The sequence below is a fragment of the Pseudomonas gozinkensis genome (assembly GCF_014863585.1).
GTDB classification, from domain to species: domain Bacteria; phylum Pseudomonadota; class Gammaproteobacteria; order Pseudomonadales; family Pseudomonadaceae; genus Aquipseudomonas; species Aquipseudomonas gozinkensis.
Genome location: NZ_CP062253.1, coordinates 3,192,532 through 3,212,019, shown reverse-complemented (window position 1 = coordinate 3,212,019; position 19,488 = coordinate 3,192,532). Strand labels below are relative to the sequence as shown.

Here is a 19,488-nt window from a genome sequence, read left to right as displayed (position 1 = left end):
ATGTACCTGATCAACGGACAGCTGCATGCCGACTACCGGCTCGCCGATGCACTGGAACAACTGGACCTGGACCTGCCACAACGCCTGGCCACGGCCCTCAAGCATGAAAAAGTCATCGATGCGCTGGCCGCATTCGCCGCACGACTGCATGATCCGGATCTCACGCTGCCCCTCGACCCCGAACACCGGCAATCCCTGATCGGGCTCTGCCAGCCAGAGGCGTTGAAGTGCAAACTCGTACGCGAGCTGGGTGAGCAACCGGATACCTTGCGCCGCATCGATTACCGCCAATCGCGCTTCGAACGCTGGAGCCCGCTGGGTCTGGTGGTGCACATCACACCTGGCAATGCGCCCCTGCTGGCATTCTGCGCGGTCATCGAAAGCCTGCTGGCCGGCAACGTCAACTGGCTGCGTCCCAGCAGCAGTGACGAAGGACTGACAGCCCGGTTGCTCCATGCACTGACACAGTGCGACGCCACCGGTCAGATCGCAGGACATGTCGCGGTCATTCCGGCAACGACTGCGCAAGTCGGACAACTGTGCCAACGCGCCAACGGCGTTTCGGCCTGGGGCGGTGAATCGGCTCTGCAATCCATCCGGCAACAACTCCCGGCCGGATGCCGCTGGATCGACTGGGGTCATCGGATCAGCTTCGTTTACCTGACCCCCGAGGCACGCTCGCCAGAGGCGCTGGACGCGGTGGTCGACGAAGTCTGTCGTCTCGACCAGCAGGCCTGCTCCAGCCCGCAATGGCTACTGGTGGACAGCGATGACGAGGAAATTCTGCGCGGTATCGGCAATGCCCTGGCAGAGGCGTTCGAGCGTCGGGCCCAACACTGGCCGGCCCTGATGCCTTCGATTCAGGAGGCTTCGCAAATCACCACCGTGACAGCGATGGCACGACTGACTCACAGCTTTTGCGGCACCACTGGCCAAGTCTGGGAGGCACCGGGCTGGCGGGTGATCTGGACGCATGACCGGCAACTCGCTCCCGCGCCGCTGTTTCGCAGTGTGCTGCTCAAACCACTGCCACGCGCGCAAATCACCGAGACCCTGTTGCCCTGGCGCAACGTGTTGCAGAGCTGCGCCCTGATCTGCACCGAACACCAGACGCCAGAGCTATCGCAAGCGTTGATCTCAGCGGGCGTCACGCGAATCGCCCCCACCGAATCGATTCACGAAGGTTACGAGGGCGAACCCCACGACGGTGTCTATGCCTTGCAACGCTTGAGTCGGCGGGTGTCGGTCAGCCTGCCCGTGGCGACGCTGTCCACCCGTGCCACGCTGGATCCGCTACCGGTGCCGCCTTCCATCGAAGGTCGCCCGATCATGACCAAGGAAACGTTTGTCGCCCGCCCGATCAATCCGGCCGCCCGGTTGTACTTCCGCTCCGGGGGCAGCAGCGGCGCCCCGGCGTTGTCGGGTTTCAGTTACCGCGATTTTGATCGGCAAATGCGTGCCACCGCCGATGGTTTGTTCGCGGCGGGCCTTGATCCGGCCCGGGATCGGGTGATGAACCTGTTCTTCAGCGGTGGACTGTATGGCGGTTTTTTCAGCTTTTCCAAAGTGCTGGAGCTACTGCGTGTCACTCATCTGCCGATGGGGGCGCCAGCCGATGACGATTACCGCGAAATCGCCCGGATAATCATCGATCAGCGTGTCACTACGCTGGTGGGCATGCCGAGCACCCTCCACCGTCTGTTTATCAACGAACAAGCCCGATTGCGTGCCTATGGCGGCATCGACAAGGTCTTCCTCGGTGGTGAACACCCCGGCGAACAGAGCCGTGCGTTGATGCGCAGTTGCGGGGTCGGGCTCATCCGTTCGGCCATTTACGGCAGTGTCGATGCCGGGCCGCTTGGCCATGCCTGCCCGGCGACCCCCGACGGCGTATTCCATCTGATGAGCGATATTCAGCACCTGGAAATAGTCGCGTTCGAAGCCGATCGGCCGGTGACCGGCGATGAAACCGGGCGCCTGGTTTTCACCTCGATAGAACGGCAAGGTCAGGATGTTCAGCGATATGACCTTGGCGACAGCGGACGCTGGATTCCCGGTCGTTGTGCATGCGGGCTGCCTGCTCCACGCTTCGAGTTGCTGCAGCGTCACGGCCGGCTGCTGCGCATCGGCACTGACTTCATCTGTCTGGAAACACTGACGCAGCATCTGCAAGTCGAATTCCAGCTGATCCTCGAACACGCACCCGACGGGCTGGAGCGAATGCGGTTTCGCAGCTCCCTGTCCGGCCGCGACCTCCACCGCCGCCTGCAGGATTATCCAACGTTGGCGACCCTCATCCGGACGGGACTGCTGACAGTGGACGCAGAACTCTGTGCGGTCGATCAGTTCGCCCGAAACAGACACAGCGGGAAGACGCCGCGGGTGATCGACAACCGTAGCGAGAGTCCCGCCCCCTGATTTGCAAGGAATGCAACATGAACACAAGGATTGAGTTGAACGACCTCGTGGCGTTTGTACGTCGCCATTCAGGCTTTTACGCACACCACTTCGCTGAAGTGCCCGAGCACGTCGCTTCGCTGGCTGAACTGCCGGTGATCGATCCCGCTGCCTATTGGGAAGGCAGCCAGGATCTCGACCGCTGGCCCGTACTGACCGGATCCATGGAAAACGCACTGGTGTTCAAGACAGGAGGAACCACCAGTACCGGCAGATTTTCGGTTTTCCGACGCCAGGAGTGGCAAACGCTGGTCGCGGATTTCGGCCGCAGTCTCAGTGGCCAGTTGAGCGCGGGCGACCGTATCGCCAATCTGTTTTTCGCTGGCGATCTCTACGCCAGTTTCATCTTCACTCACGATGCGCTGGCACAGGTGGAAACGGACGTCGTCGAATTTCCGTTCACCGGTCATGTCGATTCGCTGATCCTCGCCGATGCCATCGTCCGGCACCGGATCAATGTGCTGGCCGGTCTGCCCGCCCATTTGCTGACCTTTGCCGCCTGGCTTGAACAGCACGGGCGGGTTCTGGAGGACGTGACCACCCTGCTCTATGCCGGGGAAAGTCTGTTCCCGGCACAACGGCGACGACTGGGCCGTGTCTTTCCCGGCGTACGTATTGCTTCTCTGGGTTATGCCAGTGTCGACGCCGGTTTCATCGGTGCCAGTCAACGTGACTGCGCCCTGGGTGAACACTGTGCGGCCGAAGGCCAAAGCGTGCTGGAAATTCTCGACGAGGAGACCGGAGAGGTGATTGACGCGTGCGACCGTGTGGGGCGACTGGTGGTGACCAACATGACCCGTCAACTGATGCCGTTGATTCGCTATCCGGTCGGCGATCGTGCCTGTTGGCGAGAGCCCCGCAACACGCCACGACGTAAATTCGCGTTGATGGGACGCTGTGCCGACAGTCAGCGGGTACGCGTGGGGATACTGACCCTTTTGCTGCAGAGCATCGGCCAGACCGTGCAGCGAATTACCGGCAGTGACGACTGGCAACTGGTGATCGAACAGGACGGCACGAAGGATATCCTGTGCCTGCGGTGGGCACCGGATGACCTGTCTGCGGAGGGTGAACAGGTAGACCGGTTACTGCACCGTGCGTTGATCGAAGACTATCCATTGATCGAAGCGTTGAGCACCGGGCATTTGCTCGAATTGCAGATCCGGCGCTGCACGATTCAGTCGTTGTCACGCCATCCACGGTCAGGAAAACAGCAGCGTGTAATCGATCGGCGTGTCTACGACAATCTGCACCGGGAGGACCGTTGATGGAGACGCTGATCCTGCGCAGTTACCGTAACAGCGACGCCCGTGCCGTCAGCCGACTGTTCAGAAACGTCTACGGCGACCAATACGCTCAGCCTCATGTTTACCTGCCGCGAATGATCACGCAGAACCATGCCGGCGGTCGCTGGCATTCAATGGTGGCGGTGTCGGAGGATCAAATACTGGGGCACGCGGCCCTGATTCACGACAAAGGATCACGCATCGCCGAACTTGCATTGAGCGTGGTGGATCCACAGAGTCGAGGACAGAATGTTGCCACCCGACTGGGCCGACAATTGTTGATTCATGCCCAGGCACTTGGATGTCGCGGCGTGACGATCAAACAGATGACCCATCATCCCTACACGCAGAGGATGGCCGCCCGTCTGGGGTTTCACAACATCGGCTTGCTACCCGACCATGCCCCATCACCCTTTGGCGAACCGGTGCCGGAATCGTTGGTGCTCGGTTATCTGCGGATCGACGGATACCAGCGTCCGTTGCCAAGACTCGAATGGCCGGATGGCTGCCGCGAGTTCATGCAGCAGATGGTCGACCGGTTTGGAACACGGGACAACGCATCACCCTGGATCGGCGAACCCATACAACTGGATCAGCGTTGGGGGCGCTATGACGGCGTACTGGAGGCGCTTGACGACGGATTGCTCAAGCAACTGCAGGAGTTGCCGGACCATTGGCTGATTTCGCTCAGGCTCAGACTGGCGCAGGGTTTCGACAGCGCCTGGCATCAGTTGTCGACCATCGGTTTCAGGTTCACTGGATTGGCACCCGATGAAAAAGGGGCAGGATGGCTGGCGCTGTTTCATCGCGGACTCCCGCCAAAAACGCTCACATTGCACTGTCCGTGGATGCAGCTTCTGCAGGACGACATCAAGGCTCCATAAACGACGAGGCCCGCTCCGTTGCCGGGGCGGGCCTGCCTGATCACGCCTTGGCGCTGACACCTTTGTCGGTCGGAGGCTTGCGCTCGCCCCCCTGCCCGTAGGTCTGCAGGTTCTGCAGCACATAGATGGCTTTCTTGAACTCGGGGATCAACGTATTCGCGTACTTGTTGCCCTTGAGATTGTTGTTCTGGATGGTATCCAGCTGCGTCGCGAAGTACTCCAGCGCATTGAACTTGGCGTCCGGATCCTTCTGTACGCCGAAGCGATCAAACTTGTCGCCGGCGTTGAGCAAGGTCATGGACGTGATCTCGGAAATCAGCCCCCGGCTGCGCAGCATTGCACTCAGACTACCCAATTGCTTGGCCGAAACATTGGTCGGATCGAAACCCTTGATGTTCTTGTGCAGCCCCTGCTTGTCCATCTCCGCGGTACTGATCGCGGTGGGGTCGTTGCCGACCAGAGCCAGCATCTGCTTGACTTTCACGCTTTGAGAAACCGGTTTGCTCGAGCTTCCTGTGTCTCGAACCAGCAAACCCGTCTTGGGTTGCCAGGCACCGGTATAGCCGATAGTCATGAGCAGGCTCCTTGCGAGGAAGACATGAAAAATTCCTTGTTGAACGACTTTTGAGTTGCCCGGAGTATCGTCCGGCAAACTAGTGGCACCAACTCCTTTCTGCATTTTTTTACAATTCTTGTACATTCACGATACAAACCGGCAACAGGCCCGGAAATGCTGGACTAGAGCGTTTATGACAATGAGATGAAAGTGGGTTCATTGCTCTAATGTTCGGGACGGTTAGTTCTTGTGTGTCAGTCCCGATACGTTCCTTTGGTCGGGCTCGCCTCTTTTAGGACGAAAGTACCTAAAGCTTCCCGACGTCTCGACGATACGCTAGGAAACCCGCGCTGTTTTTCCCCTGCCCACAATAAGAATCCCTGCTCAAGGACCGGTTTCCATGCCCGCATTCCGCACCATTCAGGCTCGCTACACGCTGTTTCTGGTTCTGTTCATACTGTTGCTGTCGGTGCTGACCGTGGTTGGCATCAGCCAGTTGGTCGCGCCAAAATTGCGCCATACCGAAGAACAGGTGGTGCTCAACCGCATCGCTGAAGTGGCCGAACAGATCCAGGGCGAATTGAACAAGGTCCAGGCGCAACAGCGCAGCATCACCCAGACCATCCCGCTGCTCGACAGCGCTGCCATCGACACGGTGTTGCCGGGGTTGGTGGATCAATACGGCGAACTCAAAGTATTCGGCGGCGGTATCTGGCCGTTGCCCGGCCAGCGTGAGGCCGGGCGCAACAAGTTCAGCACGTTCTGGCACCGGGATGCTTCCGGCAAACTGGCGGTGAACACCTTCTGGAACAGCGACGCAGCCCCCAACTATTACGACCAGAGCTGGTACAAGGGCGGCATGCAGACCCCGCGTGGCCAATGCGCCTGGGCGGCAGCCTATAAAGATGACGCCAGCGCCGAACCGCGCACCAACTGCGCCATGGCCATCCAGAAAAACGGCAGCGCCTGGGGCGTCTCGACCATCGACGTGACCCTGGGCTTCTTCAACGACCTGGTGGCGCGCAAGGAAAAAGACCTCAACGCCGAAATGCTGATCGTCGAGGGCGACGGCAAGATCATCAGCAACAGTTCGCGCATCAGCGGACCGATCGTGCTGAAAAACATCAGCGAACTGGCCGGCGGCTCGACTTTCGCCAGCCAGGTCAAGGCCGGACTGCAAAACCGCGAGCAGGCGCAGCGTGTCGAGTTCGACAACAACGGTGAAGCCAGCACGTTCTTCATGCGTCCGATCGAAGGCACCCCGTGGTTTCTCGCCACCGCGCTGCCGACCAAAATGCTTACCGCGCAACGTGACGACGTGCTCAGCAGCCTGAGCCTGTTGCAGATTCCGCTGGTGATCCTGCTGGTGCTGTTGCAGGTCTACGCGATCCGCCAACTGGTCTCGCGCATGAAAGCGCTGAAAGCCAACATCGATTCGCTGTCCAGCGGCGATGCCGATCTGACCCGGCGCATCACCATCCGCGCTGAAGATGAACTCGGCGCCATCGGGCATTCGGTCAACACCTTCATCGCCTACCTGCAGAACATGATCGGCGAAGTCACCCAGGCCACCGGTGCCATGGCTTCCAGCCTCGACAACCTGCAACGCACCTCGGCGCACACCAGCCAGATTCTGCTGCGCCACGCCTCAGAGACCGACCAGACCGTTACCGCGATCAACGAAATGAGCTCGACCGCCGAAAGCGTCGCGCAAAATGCCGCCGAAACCGCCGCCTTCACCCAGCGCGCCAACGAAAACGCCGACCGATCCCGCGTCGTGGTCGGTGAAGCGTCCGGCAGCGTGGTGGCGCTGATCGATGAAGTGGCGAGCGCCACCCACAAGGTCGAAAGCATGCAGCAGGATGCCCAGCGCATCACCGAAATCCTCGGCGTGATCGGTGCCATTGCCGGTCAGACCAACCTGCTGGCACTCAACGCAGCGATTGAAGCGGCGCGCGCCGGTGAACAGGGTCGTGGTTTTGCGGTGGTGGCGGACGAAGTCCGTGCCCTCGCCGCCCGCACCCAGGCCAGCACCTCGGAAATCAACGAAATGTTGAGCCGCCTGACCCAAGGCGTGAGCTCGTCGGTCAGCGCCATGGAAAACACCCAGGCCAGTTGCCAGTCGGCCGCCGATGCCACGGCCCGGGTCAACGCCGGGCTCGATGAAATGGCCGGATCGGTCAGCCACATCAATAGCCTCAGCACGCAGATCGCCACCGCGGCCGAACAGCAAAGCGCGGTCACCGAAGAGATCAACCGCAGCATGGTGCAGATACGCCACATGGTCGATGAGCTGGTGGAAAGCGGCCAGGCCAGCGAACTCAACACCCGCCAGTTGCTTGAAGCCAACAGCCGGGTGAGCGCAATCATGGGGCGCTTCAAGGTTCGCTGACAGTTTTGTCATCTTGCGCTCAGTGGCCTGTCAGCTTTGATCTACGATCATGTTGGCAGGCCTGCCTCGTATCACTTGGAAACACTCCGTTGATGCCCGGCAGGAAAAACCGGTCAAAATGCCTTCCTTTTTTGACCGTTCCACCTTCGAGCCGAGAGCCCTCCATGCGAAACCACCTGCGTCTGGCCGCCCTGAGCGCCCTGTTGATTTCCTCCCTGGCGCAAGCCGCCGACCTTATCCCGATCGAAGTTCATCGCGACGCCAACTGTGGCTGCTGCAAAAAGTGGATCAGCCATCTGGAGGCCAATGGCTTCAAGGTTGAAGATCACGTCGAAACCGACATGAGCAGCTTCAAGCAGCAGCACGGCGTACCACCTCGTCTGGCGTCCTGCCACACCGCGATCATCAAAGGCAAATTCGTCGAAGGCCATGTCCCGGCCGAGCAAGTGTTGGCTCTGAGCAAACGTGACGACCTGCTGGGCGTTGCCGCACCGGGCATGCCGATGGGCTCGCCGGGCATGGAAATGGACGGCATGAGCGATGCCTATCAAGTGATCGGCCTGAAGAAGGACGGTGGCGATGTGGTGGTGGCGGATTACCCGGCCCATTGATGACGGCGGGTTATCTCGGGCTGTTCCTGGCCTCGTTTGGCGCAGCGACCCTGTTGCCGCTGCAATCGGAAGCCGTGCTGGTCGGACTGTTGGTCAGTGATCGTTACTGGCTTTGGGGCCTGCTGGCCGTAGCCACGCTAGGCAACGTTTTGGGTTCGCTGGTGAACTGGTGGCTGGGACGCGGGCTGGAACGGTTTCAGGACCGGCGCTGGTTTCCGGTCAGCCCCAGGCACATGGCACGCGCCCGCCTTCACTACCAACGTTATGGCCACTGGTCGCTGCTGTTGAGTTGGTTGCCGGTCATCGGCGATCCGCTGACGCTGATCGCCGGCGTCATGCGCGAACCCCTCGGGCGCTTTCTGCTGATCGTCACCCTCGCCAAAGGCGCCCGCTACGGGGTGCTGGCGATGCTCACCCTCGGCTGGCTCGGTTGAACGATCGGGCCCAAGGATTGCCTGTGTTTAACGTCGCCCTAATCCGGCCGTTCCAGCATCGGCCGATTTCTTGTGGAGTTGTCCTATGTCTGTTTCGCTGACCCGCTGGCTGCCCGGTCTGTTGTTGACCGCCGCCCTGCCCCTGCTTGCTCATGCCGAAGGCCCGCAATACGGCCCGCAGCTGCAAGGTTTCGAGTATCCCTACACCCTCAAGCACTTTGCCTTTCAGTCCCAGGGCAAGTCGCTGCAGATGGGTTACATGGACGTCGCCGCCCACGGCAAGGCCAACGGGCGCACCGTGGTGCTGATGCACGGCAAGAATTTTTGCGGCGCGACCTGGGACAGTTCAATCAAAGCCTTGAGTGAAGCCGGCTACCGGGTGGTCGCTCCGGATCAGATCGGTTTCTGCACCTCCAGCAAACCCGATCACTACCAGTACACCTTCCAGCAACTGGCGGCCAACACCCAGCAACTGCTCAAGACGCTGGGCATCCAGAAGGCCACCCTGCTCGGCCACTCCACCGGCGGCATGCTCGCCACCCGCTACGCGCTGCAATACCCGGATCAGGTCGAGCAACTGGCACTGGTCAATCCGATCGGCCTGGAAGACTGGAAAGCCCTCGGCGTGCCGTATCGCAGCGTCGATCAGTGGTATCAGCGCGAACTTAAAGTCACCGCCCAGGGTATTCGCGACTATGAACGCACGACCTATTACGACGGCCGCTGGAAACCCGAGTTCGACCGCTGGGTCGACATGCTCGCCGGCCTGAGCAATGGCCCTGGCAAGACTCAGGTCGCATGGAACTCGGCGCTGATCTACGACATGATCTTCACCCAGCCGGTGTACTACGAGTTCAAGGACCTGAAGATGCCGACCCTGCTGCTGATCGGCACCTCCGACACCACCGCCATCGGCAAGGACATCGCGCCGCCCGAAGTGAAAGCCAAAATCGGTCACTACGAAGTGCTGGGCAAGCAGGTGGCAAAACTGATTCCTCAATCCACGCTGGTGGAATTCCCCGGTATGGGCCACGCCCCGCAGATGGAGGAGCCGGCGAAGTTTCACGAGGCGCTGCTGGGCTGGCTGGACAAAACCAATCCCGTTCGTTGAAGAGGTAACGCTGATGGCGATGCAGATTGCGGTGATCGATGACTGGCAGAACGTGGCTCGCGACGTGGTCGACTGGTCGGTGCTGGGCAGTCTCGGCGAAGTGACCTTCGTTCATGAATACCCGGCGGACAACGCCGCGCTGGCCGGGCGTCTGGGCCGATACGAAGTGATCTGCGTGATGCGCGAACGCACGCGCTTCGATGAAGACCTGCTCAAGCGCTTGCCGAACCTGAAGCTGCTGGTCACCGGCGGCATGCGCAACGCGGCGCTGGACATGCCGGCCGCCGCCCGCCTCGGGATCAAGGTCTGCGGCACCGACAGCTACAAGCACGCGGCGCCGGAGCTGACCTGGGCGCTGATCATGGCCGCCACCCGCAATCTGGTGAACGAGGCCAACGCCCTGCGCGCCGGCCTGTGGCAGCAAGGTCTGGGCGGCGACTTGCACGGCAAGACCTTGGGCATTCTCGGACTGGGCAGCATCGGCCAACGGGTGGCGCAATTCGGTCAGGTGTTCGGCATGCGCGTCATCGCCTGGAGCGAAAACCTCACCGCCGAGCGCGCCGAGCAGGCCGGCGTCACTTATGTCGGCAAGCAGCAATTGTTTGAACAGGCTGACGTGTTGTCGGTGCATCTGGTGCTCAGCGAGCGCAGCCGGGGGCTGGTCGATGCCCAGGCGCTGGACTGGATGAAGCCGACCGCCCTGCTGGTCAACACCGCGCGCGGGCCGATTGTCGATGAGGCGGCGTTGATCAAGGCCCTGCAGAAACAGCGCCTCGGCGGTGCGGCCCTCGACGTGTTCGATCAGGAGCCGCTGCCGGCCCTGCACCCGTTTCGCACCCTCGACAATGTGCTGGCCACGCCCCATGTCGGTTACGTCAGCCGTCAGAACTATGAGTTGTTCTTTTCGCAGATGATCGAAGACATTCAAGCCTGGTCAGCCGGGGAACCCGTCCGCCTGCTCAACTGAGCCGCCTAGCCTTCGCGGGCAACCCTGCCCGCGAAGCAGCACCGGCTGTCCGCCCGCCAACACAACTGTCCGCACCGCAACAGTGCGCCCGCACTTTCCAGGCGCCCGAAATCGTGACCGACCAGTCACCATCTTGCATCATCGCCCCCGCCAAACATGCACTTCGTCGGGGCGTACCCTCTCCCGAAGCCACGGATTTCGTGAGCCTGTAACAGATTGTCGAACAATTCATCCGATTGGCCTGGCCCGCTCTAGGATCTGGCCTAGACTGGTTTTCGCGGGGTAAAACCGGCCGGTCACAAAGCAGAAAATTAATCGAAACTTTTGCTGATCGCGACGAGTCATCTGAAAGGCAGGGCCAAAGCGACTGGTTCAACTCTTGCAATGGCCCCCTCACCCATTCTGCTTGCGCGTGTTGGGTAGCGTTTGCTCACCGATGCGTGGCGCGTTTGCGCCCGGCCACAGGACCTGGCCATGGACATCGCTTGTTCAAGACAAGAATCAGATCAAAAAGACGGGAGATTCATATGATCAGTGCGGCATTGGATATTCAGGGAGAACGGGCTCATCAGCCGATGGGTGAATCGAGCACCGTAAGCGTTCCCGGCAGCCGATCGATCAGCGTCCCGGGCACCAAGACGCTGACGCCGGTGGCCAGTCAGAACCCCAACAAGAAGAAAGTGCTGTTCGTGACCTCGGAAATCGCCGATCTGGTGAAAACCGGCGGTCTGGGAGACGTTTCTGCCGCACTGCCCCGCGCCATGGCGCACCTGCATGACGTCCGCGTGCTGATCCCCGGTTACCCACAGGTGATGAACAGCGAAAATCCAATCCACATCATCGGCGAACTGGGTGGCCACGCCGCGCTGCCGCCCTGCAAGATCGGGCGCATGGACATGCCCGACGGCCTGGTCATTTATGTGTTGATCTGCCCTGAACTCTACGCCCGTGACGGCGGCCCTTATGGTGCCAACAATGGCCGTGACTGGCCGGACAACCACATTCGTTTCGCCCGTCTGGGCCTGGCCGCTGCCGATATCGCCGCCAACCTCGCACAAATCCACTGGTGCCCGGATCTGGTGCACGCCCACGACTGGCCGGCCGGGCTGGCGCCTGCCTACATGCACTGGCGCGGGCAACGTACGCCGACCCTGTTCACCATTCACAACCTGGCCTATCAAGGCGTGACCAGCCTGGGCTCGTGCCCGGAACTCGGGATTCCCGCCCACGCCCTGCAACAGGAAGGCATGGAGTTCTACGGCAAGATGTCGTTCCTCAAGGCCGGCATGGCCTATTCGAGCCACATCACCACGGTCAGTGCCACTTACGCCCAGGAAATCACCACCCCGGATTTCGGCTGCGGTCTGGACGGTTTTCTCGCCGCCAAGACCCAGCAAGGTTTGCTCAGCGGCATTCCCAATGGCATTGACGAGAGCTGGGACGCCGCCACCGACCCGCATCTGTTCGCACCGTTTGCCATCGGCGACTGGGAAGGCAAAGCGGTCAACGCCGCCCACGTGCGCGAACTGTTCGGTCTGCAAGACTCCGAAGGCCCGCTGTTTGCCGTGGTCTCGCGTCTGGTCTATCAAAAAGGCCTGGACCTGACCGAAGCGGTCTCGGAATACATCGTCCAGAACGGTGGCCAGATCGCGATCATCGGCCGTGGCGAGCCGGAAGAAGAACAGGCCATGCGCGAACTGGCGCTGCGTTTCCCCGGCCAGATCGGCGTGCGTATCGGCTTCAACGAAACCGACGCCCGACGGATGTTCGCCGGCAGCGATTTCCTGCTGATGCCGTCGCGTTATGAGCCGTGCGGGCTGAGCCAGATGTACGCCCAGCGTTTCGGCTCGTTGCCGGTGGCGCGCAATACCGGAGGTCTGGCCGACACTATCGAAAACGGTGTCACCGGGTTCCTGTTCAACGAATCCACCGCTGACAGCTATCGCGAAGCACTGAGCCGCGCGTTCAAGGTATTTGCTTTTCCGGATCTGCTCCACGCCATGCGCTGCCGGGCGATGGCAGCACCGTTCAACTGGTGCAAGGCCGTCGAGCCCTACGCCGAACTCTACGAGCAACTGGTGGCCAAGGCGCTGGGTAAAACGCACCACAAATAACCAGGGAGGTTTTCAACGATGCCGTCACGGACACCTGAAAGCTGGCCCCACGGCGCGATCATGCTGGATGCCGACCACACGCAGTTTGCGCTGTGGGCGCCGGACGCTTTTTACGTCAGCGTCGAGCTGGACAACGGCCAGTCCCTGCCCATGCTCCCGCAGGGCGATGGCTGGTTTGTCATCAAAGCCCGCTGCCCCGCCGGCAGCCGCTACCGTTTCAACATTGATGGCGAACTGGAGGTGCCCGACCCGGCCTCCAGGGCGCAGGACGGTGATCTCGACCGCCACAGCGTGGTGGTCGATCCGCATATCTACTCTTGGAGAAACACGACCTGGCAAGGTCGGCCGTGGAACGAGGCGGTGATCTACGAATTGCATGTCGGCGCTCTCGGCGGTTTTGCCGAAATCGAGCAGCACTTGGCGAGATTGGCCGGACTGGGTATCACCGCCATCGAGCTGATGCCGATCGCGCAATTCCCCGGCGATCGCAACTGGGGCTACGACGGCGTGCTGCATTTCGCACCGCAGGCCAGCTATGGCACGCCTGAACAACTCAAACACTTGATCGATAGCGCCCACGGTTATGGCCTGGCGGTGATTCTCGACGTGGTCTACAACCACTTCGGCCCCGACGGCAATTACCTGCATCGCTACGCCAAAGGCTTTTTTCGCGAAGACAAACACACCCCGTGGGGCGCGGCCATCGACTTTCGGCGTCGCGAGGTGCGGGACTTCTTCGTCGAAAACGCCTTGATGTGGCTGCTGGAATACCGTTTCGACGGTCTGCGTCTGGATGCCGTGCACGCCATCGAAAGCCCCGATTTCCTGCCGGAACTGGCGCAGCGCATTCGTCAGCAGATCGACCCGTCCCGTCATGTGTGGCTGACCATCGAGAATGAGCTCAACCAGTCCAGCCTGCTGGAGGAAAACTACGACGCGCAGTGGAACGACGACGGCCATAACGCTCTGCACGTGTTGTTGACCGGCGAAACGGACGCCTACTACGCGGACTATGCACTGCAACCCACCGAGCAACTGGCCCGCTGCCTGAGCCAGGGTTTTGTGTTTCAGGGTCATATCACCCGCCACGGCGAACCCCGTGGCGAACCGAGCGAGCATCTGCCGTCCACCGCATTCGTGCTGTTCCTGCAGAACCATGACCAGATCGGCAACCGCGCCTTTGGCGAGCGCCTGCATCAATTGGCCGACCCTCGCGCGATGGAAGCAGCGACCGTGCTGCTGTTGCTGTCACCGATGATTCCGTTGATGTTCATGGGCGACGAGTACGCCGCCGAACAGCCGTTCCTGTTTTTCACCAGCCACCATGGCGAACTGGCGAAGCTGGTGCGCGAAGGTCGGCGGAACGAGTTTGCGGCTTTCAGTGCTTTCTCCGATCCGCACAAGCGCGAGCAGATTCCCGACCCGAACGCCGAGCAAACCTTTCACGCTTCACAACCGCGACTGGTCGGCAGCGGCACACCCCGGCAGCGGGCGACACTGGCGCTGTATCGCCAGCTTCTGCAATTGCGCCATCAATACATCATTCCCAACTTGTCCGGCACACAAGCGCTTGGCGCCCAGGTGCTGGGGCCCGGCGCTGTCAGTGCGCGCTGGAGGCTGGGCGATGGCAGCGAGCTGCGAATCGACCTGAACCTCAGCGATACGCCGGTGGTCAACCTTCCACAGGCCGAATCGGTGTGGCTGTTCCGTCAGCCGTCTGCTGCCGGCCTATCGGATGAGGGGCAACTGCCCCCGTATTGCGCGCTCGTCAGCCTCACGGCCGCAACCCCTTTGCCACCCTTGGATGGAGAGCGCCTATGAGCGATGCGCAACTGGAAATTCTCGCCAGCCGAGCCGGCCTTGCCGTCGACTGGATCGACGCCAACGGCCGTCCGCAAAAAGTCGCCCCGGCGGTGCTGCGCAATGTTCTGACCGGCCTCGGTCACCCGGCCGGAACGGCCCAGGAAATCGACGCCAGCCTGCTTGAACTGCAACAAGTGCAGGAAAATCGCCATCTGCCGCCGCTGCTCACCGCAGACGTCGGTGTGGGCCTGGATCTGGCCCGCTATTTCGAACCCGAAACCCCTTGCGAGATTCACCTTGAAGACGGCTCGCGCCTGAGCCTCAAGCTGGATGCCGAGGCCGTGTTGCCCGGCGAGATTCCGGTCGGCTATCAGCAAGTGCACATCGCCGATCAGCAATTCACCCTGGCCGTGGCACCGGAACGCTGCTTCAGCGTGGGTGATGCAGTGGACAGTCCGATCCCTCGCGTCTGGGGCCTGAGCGTGCAGCTTTACGGCTTGCGTCGCCCCGGCGATGGCGGTTTCGGCGACACCCAGGCTTTGGAAGAGCTGGCCCGGGTGGCCGGCGAACGCGGCGCCGATGCGTTGGCGATCAGCCCGCTGCACGCGATGTTCAGCGCCGACACCGGGCGCTACAGCCCCTACTCGCCGTCCAGTCGGCTGTTTCTCAATGCGCTGTACGCCGCTCCTGGGGCAATCCTCGGCGAGCGCGCCCTGCGCGATGCGATTGACGCGGCCGGCCTGAACGATCAGTTCGAGCAACTGGAAAACCTGAAACTGATCGACTGGCCGAAAGCCGCCGAGGCCAAACTGAAACTGCTGCAAGCCTTGTACGACGGTTTCATCAGCGGCGAGCACCCGTTGCACGCCGACTTCTCCAGTTTCCGCGATGCCGGCGGCGAAGCGCTGGAAAACCACTGTCGCTTCGAAGCCATCCAGGAAATGCGCGCCGCCCGTGGCGAAAACCTCGACTGGCGCCAATGGCCGGAGCACTGGCACGACCCGCGCGGCGCCGCCCTTGGCGCGTTTGCCGAAGAATACGCCGAACGCATCAGCTACTTCGCGTTCTGCCAATGGTTGATCCACCGCTGCCTGGAGCGCGCCCAGACCACCGCTCGCAGCGCTGGAATGGGCATCGGCCTGATCGCCGACCTGGCGGTAGGCGCCGATGGTGCAGGCAGCCAGGCCTGGAGTTTTCAGGACGAACTGCTCGCCTCGCTGACCGTCGGCGCGCCACCGGACATTCTCAATCGCTCCGGACAGGGCTGGGGCATTTCCGCGTTTTCCCCGGAAGGCCTGGTGCGCAACGGCTTCCGTGCGTTCATCGACATGCTGCGCGCCAACTTCGCCCACGCCGGCGGGCTGCGCATCGACCATGTCATGGGCCTGCAACGGCTGTGGGTAATCCCCAACGGCGCACTCCCGGCGGACGGCGCCTACCTGTATTACCCAGTCGATGACCTGTTGCGTCTGCTGACCCTTGAATCCCATCGCCATCAAGCGATCGTGCTCGGTGAAGACCTCGGCACCGTGCCTGATGGCCTGCGGGAAAAACTCATCGCCCGGGCCATGCTCGGCATGCGCGTGTTGTTGTTCGAACAGGACAACACCCGTTTCAAACCGATCCTCGACTGGCCGGACAATGCCCTCGCCACCACCAGCACCCACGATCTGCCGACACTCAACGGCTGGTGGCATGGCCGCGACATCGACTGGAACGCGCGGCTCGGGCTGATCGACGCCAACGGCGAAATCGACTGGCGCCGTTACCGCGAACGCGAGCGTGAAGGCCTGCGCGGCGCCCTGAGCCAGGACCCGCAAAACTTTCGCGAGGAATCACACGAGGCCGATCAAGTGGTCGACGCCGCGGTGCGTTTCCTTGGCCACACCCGCGCGCCGCTGGTGCTGCTACCACTGGAAGATGCGCTGGGGCTCGACGAACAGGCCAACCTGCCTGGCACCATCGACACCCATCCGAACTGGTCGCGCCGCTTGCCGGGCACCAGCGAGGCGCTGCTCGACGGCGTCGACGCCGCACGACGCCTGGAACTGCTGGCTTGCGCACGTCTTCAGGCAGCCGAGCGTGACCGATGAGTGCACTGCCTATCCAGACACTGCGCGCCACGGTCCGCCTGCAATTTCATCGCGGTTTCACTCTCGATCAGGCGGTGCCGCTGGTGCCGTACTTCGCCCGACTCGGTATCAGCCACATCTATGCCTCGCCACTGCTCGCCGCCCGCGCGGGCTCGATGCATGGTTACGACGTGGTCGACCCGACCCGGGTCAATCCGGAACTCGGCGGCGAGCCAGCCTTGCGCCGTCTGGTCGCCAGCCTGCGCGAGCACGGCATGGGGCTGATCCTCGACATCGTCTCCAATCACATGGCCGTCGGTGGCGGTGACAACCCGTGGTGGCTCGATCTGCTGGAATGGGGCCGGCTCAGCCCCTACGGCGAATTCTTCGACATTCAGTGGCATTCGCCCGATCCGTTGATGGAAGGCCAGTTGCTGTTGCCGTTTCTCGGCAGCGATTACGGCGTCGCGCTACAGGACGCAACCCTGCCGCTGGTGTTCAACGCCGAGAGCGGCGCCTTCCACGTCGAGCACTACGAGCATCACTTCCCGATCTGCCCCGGCAATTACGCTGAACTGCTCAAGTCCGATGACGCCCCGAACGACGCGCTCAAGGCCCTTGCCGACCGCTTCAGCGCGCTCAGTTATCAGACCGATGCCCGCTCGCTGGCCATCCCGCTCAAGGAAGAACTCCAGCAACTGGCCAGCGACCCCGGCGTTCTGCAAGCCATCCAGCGCAACTTGACCCACTACGACTCGAAGACCGAAGAGGGTTTTCAGCGCCTGCACCAATTGCTGGAGCGGCAAAGCTATCGTCTGGCGAGCTGGCGCACGGCGGCGGATGACATCAACTGGCGGCGTTTCTTCGACATCAACGAACTCGGCGGTTTGCGCGTCGAACGTCCGGCGGTGTTCGAAGCGACCCACGGCAAGATCTTCCAGTTGATCGGCGAAGGCCTGATCGACGGCCTGCGCATCGACCACATCGACGGCCTCGCCGACCCGCGCAGCTACTGCCGCAAACTGCGCCGTCGTCTCGACCACCTGGCGCCGGGCCGGCACTTGCCGATCTACGTCGAGAAGATCCTCGGCGACGGCGAAACCCTGCCCACCGACTGGTCCGTGGACGGCAGCACCGGTTACGAATTCATGAACCAGTTGTCGCTGCTGCAACACGACCCGGACGGCGAACATGTGCTGGGCGATCTGTGGAAACGCCGCACCGAACGCCCCTCTGCGTTTATCGAAGAAGCGCAACTGGCGCGCCAGCAGATCCTCAACGGCTCGCTGGCCAGTGATTGCGAAAGCGTTGCCCAGGCGCTGCTGCAAGTGTCGCGCGACGACCTGATGACCCGCGACCTCACGCTCGGCTCCATCCGCCGGGTGCTGCAGGCGCTGATCGTGCACTTCCCGGTCTATCGCACTTACATCACCCCGATGGGCCGCTCGGCGCGGGACGAAGTGTTTTTCCAGCAGGCCATGGACGGTGCGCGGCAGACATTGAGCGAAGCCGATTGGCCGGTGCTGGACTCCGTAGCCGGCTGGCTCGGCGGCCAACCGTGGCGGCGCAAACCCCGTGGCCGTTCACGCAAAATCCTGAAACATGCCTGCGTGCGCTTTCAGCAGCTCACTTCGCCGGCCGCCGCCAAAGCGGTGGAAGACACCGCGCTGTATCGCTCGGCGGTGCTGTTGTCGCGTAATGACGTCGGCTACAACACCGAGCAGTTCAGCGCGCCGGTCAGCGACTTTCACGCGGTGAACCAGCAACGTCTGGCGAGCTTCCCCGACAACCTGCTGGCCACCGCCACCCACGATCACAAACGCGGCGAAGACACCCGCGCGCGGCTGGCCGTGCTCAGCGAACGCAGCCACTGGTACGCCGAACAGATCGAGTTGTGGCGCGCCCTCGCCCGACCGCTGCGCCATGACGATCAACTGCCGTCGTCGGCGGACGAGTTGATCCTTTATCAGGCGCTGCTCGGCAGTTGGCCGCTGGACCTGCGCGATGACGATCAGGCCGGTTTCGCCGACTACGCCAAGCGTATCTGGCAGTGGCAGCAGAAAGCCCTGCGCGAAGCCAAGCTGCAAAGCAGCTGGAGCGCGCCGAACGAGGCTTACGAAAACGCGGCTCAGGCGTTCACCGAACAATTGCTGTTGGCCCCCGAAGGCGAACTGCTGCGTGGGGCGCTGGCCAAGACCGTCAACAGCATCGCGGCGGCCGGCGCCCTCAACGGTCTGGCGCAAACCTTGCTGCACATGACGGTGCCGGGCGTGCCGGACCTGTACCAGGGCAACGAGTACTGGGACTTCAGTCTGGTCGATCCGGACAACCGTCGGCCGGTGGACTACCGCCTGCGCGAGCAGACCCTGACGGCGGCGCCCGCAGAGGAGCTGTTGTCGGGTTGGCGGGACGGGCGAATCAAGCAGGCCTTGATCGCCCAGGTGCTGCGGTTGCGCACCGAACACAGCGAATTGTTCCGCCGCGGTTCGTACCAGGCCCTCGAGGTGCTGGGCAGCCGGGCGCACAACGTGCTCGCGTTTGCCCGCGAGCATGGGGGGCAACGGGTCATCGTGATCGTGCCGATCCGTTGCGCAACACTGCTGGAAAACAGTGCCCTACCCATGGTCGATGCGCTGCGCTGGGGCGATACGCGGGTGGTTTTACCGTTCGACGCCTCTGACGAAAATCTGAAGGGACTTTTTTCAAGCAGCGCAGTCACAAAAAACAGGGAGCTGCAGGTCAGCGCCGCGCTGGGGGATTTCCCGGTCAATCTGCTTATCCAACACGTCTAGCAGCATGAG

General features: G+C 62.0%; 13 protein-coding genes. 12 read left to right on the top strand and 1 reads right to left on the bottom strand.

The features are described 5' to 3' along the window. Genes IHQ43_RS14215 through IHQ43_RS14205 form a run of 3 tightly spaced genes read left to right on the top strand, consistent with a single transcriptional unit; the run spans window position 1 to window position 4,627 of the window. Window positions 1-2,418, top strand: coding sequence for an aldehyde dehydrogenase family protein (locus IHQ43_RS14215; RefSeq protein ID WP_192564881.1), 2,418 nt, complete (start codon window positions 1-3; stop codon window positions 2,416-2,418). Between the two features lie 17 nt (window positions 2,419-2,435). Beyond that, window positions 2,436-3,725 carry a phenylacetate--CoA ligase family protein gene (locus IHQ43_RS14210; protein ID WP_192564880.1) on the top strand — a complete coding sequence of 430 codons (1,290 nt, stop codon included), beginning with the start codon at window positions 2,436-2,438 and terminating at the stop codon, window positions 3,723-3,725. Next, window positions 3,725-4,627: a GNAT family N-acetyltransferase gene (locus IHQ43_RS14205; protein ID WP_192564879.1), complete on the top strand. Its 903-nt coding sequence runs from the start codon at window positions 3,725-3,727 to the stop codon at window positions 4,625-4,627. The genes IHQ43_RS14210 and IHQ43_RS14205 overlap by 1 nt, the downstream gene beginning before the upstream one ends. A gap of 40 nt (window positions 4,628-4,667) precedes the next feature. Here IHQ43_RS14205 and IHQ43_RS14200 read toward each other — a convergent pair whose 3' ends face one another. Continuing rightward, window positions 4,668-5,201: a hypothetical protein gene (locus IHQ43_RS14200; RefSeq protein WP_192564878.1), complete on the bottom strand. Its 534-nt coding sequence runs from the start codon at window positions 5,199-5,201 to the stop codon at window positions 4,668-4,670. A 382-nt stretch (window positions 5,202-5,583) separates the two neighbouring features. Between IHQ43_RS14200 and IHQ43_RS14195 the strand changes: the two genes are divergently transcribed. From IHQ43_RS14195 to IHQ43_RS14155, 9 genes are all read left to right on the top strand, one after another. Beyond that, entirely contained in the window at window positions 5,584-7,575 is a 1,992-nt protein-coding gene (locus IHQ43_RS14195) for a methyl-accepting chemotaxis protein (RefSeq protein ID WP_192564877.1), read from the top strand. A 164-nt stretch (window positions 7,576-7,739) separates the two neighbouring features. Beyond that, complete coding sequence (locus IHQ43_RS14190) at window positions 7,740-8,186, top strand: DUF411 domain-containing protein (protein ID WP_192564876.1); 447 nt, start codon at window positions 7,740-7,742, stop codon at window positions 8,184-8,186. Further along, the gene (locus tag IHQ43_RS14185; protein WP_192564875.1) at window positions 8,186-8,620 is read left to right on the top strand and encodes a YqaA family protein; all 435 of its coding nucleotides are present in this window, start codon (window positions 8,186-8,188) and stop codon (window positions 8,618-8,620) included. Before IHQ43_RS14190 ends, IHQ43_RS14185 begins: the two co-directional genes overlap by 1 nt. Before the next feature lie 85 nt (window positions 8,621-8,705). Then, window positions 8,706-9,731, top strand: coding sequence for an alpha/beta fold hydrolase (locus IHQ43_RS14180; RefSeq protein WP_192564874.1), 1,026 nt, complete (start codon window positions 8,706-8,708; stop codon window positions 9,729-9,731). A gap of 13 nt (window positions 9,732-9,744) precedes the next feature. Beyond that, window positions 9,745-10,698, top strand: a complete 954-nt coding sequence (locus tag IHQ43_RS14175) for a D-2-hydroxyacid dehydrogenase family protein (protein WP_192564873.1) — start codon at window positions 9,745-9,747, stop codon at window positions 10,696-10,698. Between the two features lie 527 nt (window positions 10,699-11,225). After that, the gene (gene glgA, locus IHQ43_RS14170; protein ID WP_192564872.1) at window positions 11,226-12,812 is read left to right on the top strand and encodes a glycogen synthase GlgA; all 1,587 of its coding nucleotides are present in this window, start codon (window positions 11,226-11,228) and stop codon (window positions 12,810-12,812) included. A gap of 18 nt (window positions 12,813-12,830) precedes the next feature. After that, window positions 12,831-14,633, top strand: a complete 1,803-nt coding sequence (gene treZ, locus IHQ43_RS14165; RefSeq protein ID WP_192564871.1) for a malto-oligosyltrehalose trehalohydrolase — start codon at window positions 12,831-12,833, stop codon at window positions 14,631-14,633. Further along, window positions 14,630-16,708 carry a 4-alpha-glucanotransferase gene (malQ, locus tag IHQ43_RS14160; RefSeq protein ID WP_192564870.1) on the top strand — a complete coding sequence of 693 codons (2,079 nt, stop codon included), beginning with the start codon at window positions 14,630-14,632 and terminating at the stop codon, window positions 16,706-16,708. The genes treZ and malQ overlap by 4 nt, the downstream gene beginning before the upstream one ends. Further along, window positions 16,705-19,479, top strand: a complete 2,775-nt coding sequence (locus IHQ43_RS14155; protein ID WP_192564869.1) for a malto-oligosyltrehalose synthase — start codon at window positions 16,705-16,707, stop codon at window positions 19,477-19,479. The genes malQ and IHQ43_RS14155 overlap by 4 nt, the downstream gene beginning before the upstream one ends. The last annotated feature ends 9 nt before the right edge of the window (window positions 19,480-19,488 follow it).

Coding starts and splice junctions, on each gene's coding strand:
- IHQ43_RS14190 (WP_192564876.1), top strand. CDS start 7,740: ATGCGAAACCACCTGCGTCTGGCCGCCCTGAGCGCCCTGTTGATTTCC.
- IHQ43_RS14210 (WP_192564880.1), top strand. CDS start 2,436: ATGAACACAAGGATTGAGTTGAACGACCTCGTGGCGTTTGTACGTCGC.
- IHQ43_RS14200 (WP_192564878.1), bottom strand. CDS start 5,201: ATGACTATCGGCTATACCGGTGCCTGGCAACCCAAGACGGGTTTGCTG.
- IHQ43_RS14205 (WP_192564879.1), top strand. CDS start 3,725: ATGGAGACGCTGATCCTGCGCAGTTACCGTAACAGCGACGCCCGTGCC.
- IHQ43_RS14215 (WP_192564881.1), top strand. CDS start 1: ATGTACCTGATCAACGGACAGCTGCATGCCGACTACCGGCTCGCCGAT.
- IHQ43_RS14175 (WP_192564873.1), top strand. CDS start 9,745: ATGGCGATGCAGATTGCGGTGATCGATGACTGGCAGAACGTGGCTCGC.
- IHQ43_RS14155 (WP_192564869.1), top strand. CDS start 16,705: ATGAGTGCACTGCCTATCCAGACACTGCGCGCCACGGTCCGCCTGCAA.
- IHQ43_RS14185 (WP_192564875.1), top strand. CDS start 8,186: ATGACGGCGGGTTATCTCGGGCTGTTCCTGGCCTCGTTTGGCGCAGCG.
- IHQ43_RS14180 (WP_192564874.1), top strand. CDS start 8,706: ATGTCTGTTTCGCTGACCCGCTGGCTGCCCGGTCTGTTGTTGACCGCC.
- glgA (WP_192564872.1), top strand. CDS start 11,226: ATGATCAGTGCGGCATTGGATATTCAGGGAGAACGGGCTCATCAGCCG.
- treZ (WP_192564871.1), top strand. CDS start 12,831: ATGCCGTCACGGACACCTGAAAGCTGGCCCCACGGCGCGATCATGCTG.
- IHQ43_RS14195 (WP_192564877.1), top strand. CDS start 5,584: ATGCCCGCATTCCGCACCATTCAGGCTCGCTACACGCTGTTTCTGGTT.
- malQ (WP_192564870.1), top strand. CDS start 14,630: ATGAGCGATGCGCAACTGGAAATTCTCGCCAGCCGAGCCGGCCTTGCC.